Origin of the sequence: Nostoc sp., from assembly GCF_036919815.1 — a bacterium.
In the GTDB taxonomy this organism is placed as follows: domain Bacteria; phylum Cyanobacteriota; class Cyanobacteriia; order Cyanobacteriales; family Nostocaceae; genus Nostoc.
The window spans coordinates 40,342-47,676 of the sequence record NZ_JBALCE010000053.1; the positions used below are offsets into that span (position 1 = coordinate 40,342).

Genomic DNA, 7,335 nt, shown 5'->3' on the forward strand with positions numbered 1-7,335 from the left:
GATAACCAGAGTGAATATTAATCTTGATTTGCCGCCAGAGCTAGAAAACGAGCTTTGTATCGAAGCTTCTCGGTTAAATCTTCCTCTTTCTGAATACATTCTTCAGATTCTTTCTGTGAGACAGGTTTTAGCAAATCCTCCCAAGACAGGAGCCGAACTCGTTGCTTATTGGCAGAGCGAAGGTGTGATAAACTCACGGTCTGATATTACAGATAGTCAAGCATACGCTCGTAAGTTGCGTCATGAAGCCCAAACCCGTGAGCGAGCATAAGTAAAATTGATGTATTTCTGGAGAAAAATAATAAATTTATACTTATAATCGGGATGAGATTCCTTAAAAAACAATGTACTGAAAAAAACTATGGTGTCTTTTCACTGTTTTCGGGATGATAAATGTGAATGGGAAAAAGGCTTAAGAGATTTTGCAATTCAGTTTAATCAAGCTTTTGGCAAAGGCTACACTCTTTCCAAGTGCCTCGATATTTCTAAGAGAGACAGCAAACAGCCAGAGGTGCTATTAGAGGCTTCAGGTGATAAGCCTATGGTAATTGAATGTAAAAAGATAGTTTATCCACCCAAATATTATGAGCAACATCGGCATTTTCACAAGTTTTTTCAATGTTTTTATGATTCTTATAATCGCTATTTAGAACCTGTTTTAACTCAAGATGTATATGAGATTCGCATCAACGAAAATGCACTGTATGAAAATAAAAAAAAATTGCCTTCAATATCAGATCAGATAGTAGCTTATGTATGGCAGCATATTGACGAGTTTCATCTCTCTAATGAAATCTCCTCAGCAGAGCGTATTCCTTGGTGCTTTCGCCGAGTTCCAGAAAATGAACGTGATGACGAGTCTCACAAATCAGGACTATCGCTATTTGATTCAGGAAAATCCTGGTCGTATCAATTTGAAACATTAGGACAAGCCGAAGAGGAAATAGCCAAGCAATTAGCTAAAAACTTATCCGAGACAGATGATAAGTTTAAGGAATATGCCCACTGTTTAAAAATTTTAGTTATAGAAATATGTGGTGATATTTTGTCCATCCCTGCGCCCGAAGTAATTGTAGAAATAATAGAAAATGCAACTATTCCGCCTAGTGTAAATCAAATATGGCTTGCAGATCCACAAGATGAGGCAGAAAGTATAATTACTTATCATCAAATTGTGTAGCAATAGGTTAAATTGACACCAGGAAACCCAACACTTGCTTCTACTCAAACCTAACTAATTCTGCTATTGATAGCGATCGCGCTTTGCTTTCACCCCAAGCGATCGCACCCTAACAACCCCAACAGAGTGCAAGCAGGGATAATTTATGTATGACTTTCGTAACGATTAACAGCCATGACAGAGCTACTTGAACAAGCGATCGCCAAACTAAAAAATTTGCCTGCTAATGAACAAGATGCGATCGCATACCTAATTTGGATCAAAAGATGAGCGCTTACTGTCCAGTAACGGCAGTGAAATCTAAACAGGACTTACGCCAATCTGCGTTAATTCTAGCGATCGCCTTTTTTCTAAATGCAACAAGCGATCGCTTTTTTATATTTCAAAACTTTGATACTATATATAGTATCATCTCTCAATGAGCAAATTAAGAAAATTAGTAGATCAGTTCCTGAAACGACCTTCAGAAGTGCGGTTTCAGGAAGTTTACTATCTATTGGAAGCTTTTGGCTTTGAAGAGAAAAGGTCTAAGGGTAGCCATCATAGCTTCCGAGACTCCCAAGGTAAAACCATCACTGTACCCAAAACAGGAGGACAAAAAGTTAAAGGAATCTATGTACAGCAAATAGTTGAACTATTAAATTTAGAAGAGTGGATTGATGAAGACACTGAACCAGAAGAACGAGCAGATTGAGAAGCCGTCCTTAGAATATTATTTAAATCTTCAGTACGCTGTAACACTTTACCCCGATCCAGAGGAAGGATATGTAGCTCAAATTAAAGATTTACCTGGATGTCTTACCCAAGGCGAAACCCTTGAAGAGACAATGGCAAATCTCAATGAGGCGCGGGAATTGTGGATTGAGACAGCTTATGAAGCCGGCGATGATATTCCCTTACCAAGTAGTAATGATAGCTATAGCGGTAAACTACTACTACGGATGCCAAAATCTTTACATCGACGTCTAGCTGAGACTTCTGAACGGGAAGGCGTTAGTCTCAACCAGTATATTGTGTCTTTGCTGAGTGCGGTGGCATAATTAACAGCAAAGTAATCTTAGTAAATTTCCAGATGATTTATAAATATTCAAAAAATACTTCAGGTACTAATCGTAATTCTCCAGATTTTAAGCGAGAGATATCTATCCATAATGCTCTATGTTTATGATTTGGTGATTCTGAAAAAACTAAACTTTCCAGTTGATAAAATTTGGAATCAGCAAAGTCACATTGATAAAGCTGAATAATTTCATGACCTTGCCTACCATTAAATGTAAACAGGTTCTCTATACAACCTAGATATTTAATATTCGTTAACTCTGCCTGAATTTCCTCTTGAAACTCCCGTTGTAGCGCGACGCGGCTGGTTTCGCCAAATTCAACACCACCGCCCAAAGCCCGATAAAATCTTTCTTGCTTTACGGGATCGTAGCCTTCAGAAAGAAATATGCGTTCGCCATCCCGAATTAGCCCCAAGGTTATTACCCGAATTTCGCCTGCTTTATTCATTTTTATAACTAATTGTCGTAAATAGACTGAGGACGACTTTCGCTATTCTCAACCGGCCAATCTGAATTTTCGCCACCCATATATAACTCTTCAATGGTGACATATTCCTCACTTAGCTGGGTGAGGGCGTTGATTAAAATATCCAGAGCGATCGCATCACTAGTTCCTAAGTCAAACCAACAACGCCCCCACTGACCCTCATATTCAAACTCACCGATGTTATGCATCAGTGCTAACAAGCTTTTATCATACCCTTGTGCATCATAATTCATGTAGCTGATATCGAGTCCAGTGTCCTGCACCTGAAGATTCTCAGCATTAAATGCACCCAATTTACCCAGATAAAACCAGGAATTGAAAACTTCTTCTACAAACTGCTTTTCACGCGCCGAAGGATTTGTGCTGAATTTCAGCCAAATCCACATATCAAAAGGATTAATTTCGCGGAACTGAATCTCCATTTTGGTCTAATATCTCAATTACTGTTCTGAAAATAAGCATATCAAAGTAGGGAGTGGGGAGTGGGGAATGGGGGACAAGGGATGCCCAATTACTCAGGATTCTTCAGGGTAATAGCATTTTTGCGTTCGCCCTCAATTTGTTTGACTAAATCGCCTGGTAGTTGGGATTTTTTAGTCAATGCTTTGTCAAAATTAGCGATCGCTTCCTGGAACATCTGCTGGCTTTTTTGTTTTTGACCCAATTCTTTCAGAATCTGGGCTTTGAGATAATAAATTTCTGGATTATCGGATGTGGTTTTGATCGCCCGGTTGACATACTCTAGTGCCTGTGAATACCGTTTTAAATCTCGGTAAGCAAGAGCAATACCCCGATCTACTAGATACCGAGGAGCAGCATTTTGTTCTAAGCGTCCAATTGCCTGATCTGGGCTAGCAAAAGGCAAATTCACCGCCAATAATAAATCCATATAACCCTTGATTAAATTCAGTTCTGGATCGTTGGCAGAAATTGCTTCAGCTTTGTCTAAATATTCATAAACTTGCCGCAACTGACTAAAGACTTGCGGCACACCGTTGACTGTACCCTCACGGCTGATAACTACTGCACCCTCTAAAAAATGACCAACAGCAGTGTATAAATTACCACGCACTGGATCGGTATAAATCAGTTTTTGTCCGGTTTCTAGAGTTTTCTGGCTGTAGGTGTCGAGTTTAGCCCAATCCTTATTTCCGTATGCTAAAGATGCCTTGATAGCATAAGCTAGAGGTTCATTTGGCTCTTTGGATAGTGCTTGATCTAGATAACGCTCTGCGGCTGGATAGTTGCCCTGTTGGAAAATCGCTTTAAAAGCTGCTTCTGTTTGGTCGCCAATTTGATGAGGTTCACGATCGCGAAACGGATCGCCAGCCAGGGAGGGATTTACACACAAATTAAGTGCGATTGCCCAAGGGGCAACGCCAAAGGCGAACGCAGTGGCAAAAGCAGTCTGAGCAAGGGTAGTGAGTCTAGCAGACACTACTAATCGAGCCGAAGAAAACCTTTTAGTCATTTTAAGCCTCAGAATAATTGCGGTTGAAATAGTCGTATGTGTTACTTAGAATGCAAAAAACACTTAATTTTTACTTGCCTCTGCTTCAAGGAAAATTTTCTTATATAAAGGTTGACTTTGGTAATTTTTCCATGTTCCCAGGCTTGTTATAGCGATTGTTTAAGGGTGAAAATGCCACAATGGAGAAAGAGTGGATAATTCTTGCTGTTAAATTAAAGTGTTAATCCAGATAATGCGCGAGAAAATTTTCCAGAATTTTCTAGATTCTCTCAGTGTAGCTAATCACTAATTTGCTGACTTTTTGGTAATCTTAACAAATGCTCTATCTCCGAAATCTAATTTATCACCCCACAGCTTGCCCGACAGCGATTCTCAAATCGATCAACATGGAATTAGCACCGCAGCAGCTAGGTCTGATTATTGGCCCGAGTGGTTCTGGTAAAAGTACCTTATTAGAAATTTTGTCAGGACTAGCCGAACCCACTACTGGCGGACTCTTCTGGCGGGAACAAGAACTTCTAGCCGAACAGCTACAACAATTGGCTGGGTTAGTATTTCAGTTTCCAGAGCGGCACTTTTGCGGTGGTTCAATTTTAGAAGAATTGCGTTTAGGACATCCTGAGTTAGGGTCAGAACGAGTCACACAGGCACTAACTGAGGTGGGATTAGAGCATTTATCGCTTTCTGCTGCTCCCCATGCTTTGAGTGGTGGCCAGCAACGACGTTTAGCTTTGGCAGTGCAATTGATTCGCCAGCCAAATTTACTGTTATTGGATGAACCCACAGCTGGGTTAGATTGGTCAATGCGTCGGCAACTGGTAAATTTATTAGCGAAACTGAAACAACATTGGACACTGTTGATAGTGACACACGATGCTGGGGATCTGTTAGCGATCGCAGACCGTTGCTGGACACTCAACCACGGTGAACTAGAATCAGTAGACCCAAAGACATTAGAAGCAAAAGTTAAAGAACCTCTACCAGTAGTATGAAACGGGGAGTGGGGGAGATGAGGGAGACAAGGAGAAAATAATGAATGCCCAATACTTCGGCTTCGCTCAGTACAAGTGCCCAATGACTAACTTATTGCCTGAGATGGCAGAAATTTGGCAGCAAACTCTCAATTGGGAACCAACAGCCCAACAGCAAGCGCAATTCCAGAGACTTTATGAGTTAATCCTAGAAGGTAATCGCCAACTAAATTTAACTCGGATCACTGACCCTCAAGAGTTTTGGGAAAAACATCTGTGGGATTCTCTGCGAGGAATTGCGCCACAGGGGGAATTTATCCCGTCTCTTCAAGAAGCTGCATCTGTGATTGATATTGGCACAGGTGCAGGTTTTCCGGGTGTTCCAGTGACAATTACTGCACCTAATTGCAAAATTACTCTGATGGATTCAACCCGGAAAAAAATTACTTTTATCGACAATATATTAACTGAACTTGCCCTGACTAATGCCAAAACTCTTGTTGGTAGGGCTGAAGAAATCGGTCAGCACCCCCAGCACCGACAAGCTTACGATATTGCCTTAATCCGCGCTGTTGGGACAGCTTCTGTTTGTGCAGAATATGCCCTACCATTACTTAAACAAAGTGGTTTAGCCATAATTTATCGTGGTAATTGGACAGAGGAAGAAACCACAGTTTTGCAAAATACTGTTAACCAGCTAGGTGGTGTGATTGAATTAATTGAAAAATTTACCACGCCTCTAAGTGATAGCATCCGTCATTGTCTTTATGTGCGTAAGGTAGCAAACACACCAGCTAATTTTCCCCGTGCTGTAGGTGTACCTTCTCAAAAACCGCTTTGACGGGCGAGTGCGAGAAAATAATAAAAGAACCCCACCCCCAACCCCTAAGAGCCGGCAGGGAGGGGAGCTAAAGCGCGGCTTTTGCGGGGTGGGGTTCCGGGTCAATACAATTCAGTTAAGCATTTCTTCTTTCTCTTCCTTCTCTTCCTTCTCTTCCTTTGCGTCCTTTGCGGTTCGTTAAAAAAATTGACTTTGACAAAGAGTTTTAGCCTTAACTGAACCGTATTGGGTTCGGGGTATTATGCTTAATTGCCCGGAATCATATTAGCCACTTCTGAGTTCAGAGGTGAAATGGTGAAGCTTTTAAGTAAAGCGATCGCTCCGACGGGCTACGCCGTCGCCTTTTTTACTCGACAATTGGTGTTAAAAGGTGCAACTTCCGAGTTCAAAAGGGGAATGGTGAGGCTTTGAAGTCAAGCGATCGCTCCGACAGGCTACGCCGTCGCTTTTTTTACTCGACAATTGGTGTTAAAAGGTGCAAGCTTTGAGTTCCGAACGTCAATGGTAAAGCTTTGAGGTTGAGCGTAGACGCGCAACGGCTTGTCATTACCAACATTTTTATAAATCTTCCGCTTCGTTGCCATCTCGCCTGGGAATTTATTCCCAGGCTAATAGCTAAAGTTCTCTCAAGAGGACTAAATATCAAATTTTAAGCGATGTAGATAGTTATACTCTGTGAAAGTGAAAATTTCAGTCCACTTGAGTGGACTTGAGCTATTAGCCCAGAACTGAAGTTCGGGGCGGGATTGCTTGTCAGCGCGACATTCTGACTGTTACAAAAATGTGAGTAATCACAAGACTTGAGATCAAGAGTAGACACGTAGCAGCTTGGATCGCACATTGCCTCAATGCAATTTGATACAGGCTACATTATTAATTAGCTCAATTTCTCTGCTGCGCGTCCAAGCAGCAACTCGTCGTCAGGCATAGCCTCTGTAAAACCCGAAATGACTTATGAAGAACTGCTGCAAATTATTGAACAAGCTGTCAGAGAGAAAGTGACAGAATTAGACCTTTCTGGGGAAGGCTTAACAACGCTGCCACCGGAAATAGTCCAACTTACCAACTTGCAAACCCTCAACCTCCGCAGCAATCAACTGAGCAGTCTGCCACCGGAAATAGTCCAACTCACCAACTTGCAAACCCTCGACCTCAGCTACAATCAACTGAGCAGTCTGCCACCGGAAATAGTCCAACTCACCAACCTGCAAACCCTCGACCTCAGCTACAATCAACTGAGCAGTCTGCCACCGGAAATAGTCCAACTCACCAACCTGCAAACGCTCAACCTCAGCGGTAATCAACTGAGCAGTCTGCCACCGGA

At 41.8% G+C, this 7,335-nt stretch carries 12 protein-coding genes; 8 read left to right on the plus strand and 4 right to left on the minus strand.

Going from position 1 to position 7,335, the window contains the following annotated elements:
* Positions 1-10 precede the first annotated feature (10 nt).
* The 5 genes from V7K15_RS13465 (at position 11) to V7K15_RS13485 (ending at position 2,220) form a co-directional block, all read left to right on the plus strand.
* Positions 11-271, plus strand: coding sequence for a hypothetical protein (locus tag V7K15_RS13465; protein WP_334906002.1), 261 nt, complete (start codon positions 11-13; stop codon positions 269-271).
* A gap of 90 nt (positions 272-361) precedes the next feature.
* Positions 362-1,180 (plus strand): hypothetical protein, encoded by an 819-nt coding sequence (locus V7K15_RS13470; protein WP_334906003.1) that lies wholly within the window; start codon positions 362-364, stop codon positions 1,178-1,180.
* 293 nt (positions 1,181-1,473) lie between these two features.
* Entirely contained in the window at positions 1,474-1,602 is a 129-nt protein-coding gene (locus V7K15_RS13475) for a hypothetical protein (RefSeq protein ID WP_334906004.1), read from the plus strand.
* Positions 1,599-1,874 carry a type II toxin-antitoxin system HicA family toxin gene (locus V7K15_RS13480; protein ID WP_334906005.1) on the plus strand — a complete coding sequence of 92 codons (276 nt, stop codon included), beginning with the start codon at positions 1,599-1,601 and terminating at the stop codon, positions 1,872-1,874. Before V7K15_RS13475 ends, V7K15_RS13480 begins: the two co-directional genes overlap by 4 nt.
* Positions 1,840-2,220: a type II toxin-antitoxin system HicB family antitoxin gene (locus tag V7K15_RS13485; RefSeq protein WP_334906006.1), complete on the plus strand. Its 381-nt coding sequence runs from the start codon at positions 1,840-1,842 to the stop codon at positions 2,218-2,220. Before V7K15_RS13480 ends, V7K15_RS13485 begins: the two co-directional genes overlap by 35 nt.
* A 37-nt stretch (positions 2,221-2,257) precedes the next feature.
* Here the strand turns inward: V7K15_RS13485 and V7K15_RS13490 are convergent, their stop codons facing one another.
* From V7K15_RS13490 to V7K15_RS13500, 3 genes are all read right to left on the minus strand, one after another.
* Positions 2,258-2,689, minus strand: coding sequence for an NUDIX hydrolase (locus tag V7K15_RS13490; protein ID WP_334906007.1), 432 nt, complete (start codon positions 2,687-2,689; stop codon positions 2,258-2,260).
* Between the two features lie 8 nt (positions 2,690-2,697).
* The gene (locus V7K15_RS13495) at positions 2,698-3,150 is read right to left on the minus strand and encodes a DUF3531 family protein (RefSeq protein WP_292805944.1); all 453 of its coding nucleotides are present in this window, start codon (positions 3,148-3,150) and stop codon (positions 2,698-2,700) included.
* Between the two features lie 89 nt (positions 3,151-3,239).
* Complete coding sequence (locus V7K15_RS13500) at positions 3,240-4,199, minus strand: Sll0314/Alr1548 family TPR repeat-containing protein (protein ID WP_334906008.1); 960 nt, start codon at positions 4,197-4,199, stop codon at positions 3,240-3,242.
* A gap of 317 nt (positions 4,200-4,516) precedes the next feature.
* On the opposite strand from V7K15_RS13500, the gene V7K15_RS13505 reads away from it, so the two are divergent.
* Entirely contained in the window at positions 4,517-5,191 is a 675-nt protein-coding gene (locus V7K15_RS13505) for an ABC transporter ATP-binding protein (RefSeq protein WP_334906009.1), read from the plus strand.
* Between the two features lie 82 nt (positions 5,192-5,273).
* Positions 5,274-6,011 (plus strand): 16S rRNA (guanine(527)-N(7))-methyltransferase RsmG, encoded by a 738-nt coding sequence (rsmG, locus tag V7K15_RS13510; RefSeq protein ID WP_334906010.1) that lies wholly within the window; start codon positions 5,274-5,276, stop codon positions 6,009-6,011.
* 434 nt (positions 6,012-6,445) lie between these two features.
* On the opposite strand, the gene V7K15_RS13515 is transcribed toward rsmG, so the two are convergent.
* A complete protein-coding gene (locus V7K15_RS13515) occupies positions 6,446-6,595 on the minus strand; it encodes a hypothetical protein (protein ID WP_334906011.1) in 150 nt (49 codons plus the stop codon).
* A gap of 363 nt (positions 6,596-6,958) precedes the next feature.
* On the opposite strand from V7K15_RS13515, the gene V7K15_RS13520 reads away from it, so the two are divergent.
* On the plus strand, positions 6,959-7,335 hold a 377-nt coding region (locus V7K15_RS13520), incomplete at its 3' end, for a leucine-rich repeat domain-containing protein (protein WP_334906012.1).

Bases quoted from the DNA above. Each gene is read 5' to 3' on its own strand.
- V7K15_RS13470 (WP_334906003.1), top strand. From the start codon at position 362: ATGGTGTCTTTTCACTGTTTTCGGGATGATAAATGTGAATGGGAAAAA.
- V7K15_RS13480 (WP_334906005.1), top strand. From the start codon at position 1,599: ATGAGCAAATTAAGAAAATTAGTAGATCAGTTCCTGAAACGACCTTCA.
- V7K15_RS13485 (WP_334906006.1), top strand. From the start codon at position 1,840: ATGAAGACACTGAACCAGAAGAACGAGCAGATTGAGAAGCCGTCCTTA.
- V7K15_RS13490 (WP_334906007.1), bottom strand. From the start codon at position 2,689: ATGAATAAAGCAGGCGAAATTCGGGTAATAACCTTGGGGCTAATTCGG.
- V7K15_RS13495 (WP_292805944.1), bottom strand. From the start codon at position 3,150: ATGGAGATTCAGTTCCGCGAAATTAATCCTTTTGATATGTGGATTTGG.
- V7K15_RS13500 (WP_334906008.1), bottom strand. From the start codon at position 4,199: ATGACTAAAAGGTTTTCTTCGGCTCGATTAGTAGTGTCTGCTAGACTC.
- V7K15_RS13505 (WP_334906009.1), top strand. From the start codon at position 4,517: ATGCTCTATCTCCGAAATCTAATTTATCACCCCACAGCTTGCCCGACA.
- rsmG (WP_334906010.1), top strand. From the start codon at position 5,274: ATGACTAACTTATTGCCTGAGATGGCAGAAATTTGGCAGCAAACTCTC.
- V7K15_RS13515 (WP_334906011.1), bottom strand. From the start codon at position 6,595: ATGGCAACGAAGCGGAAGATTTATAAAAATGTTGGTAATGACAAGCCG.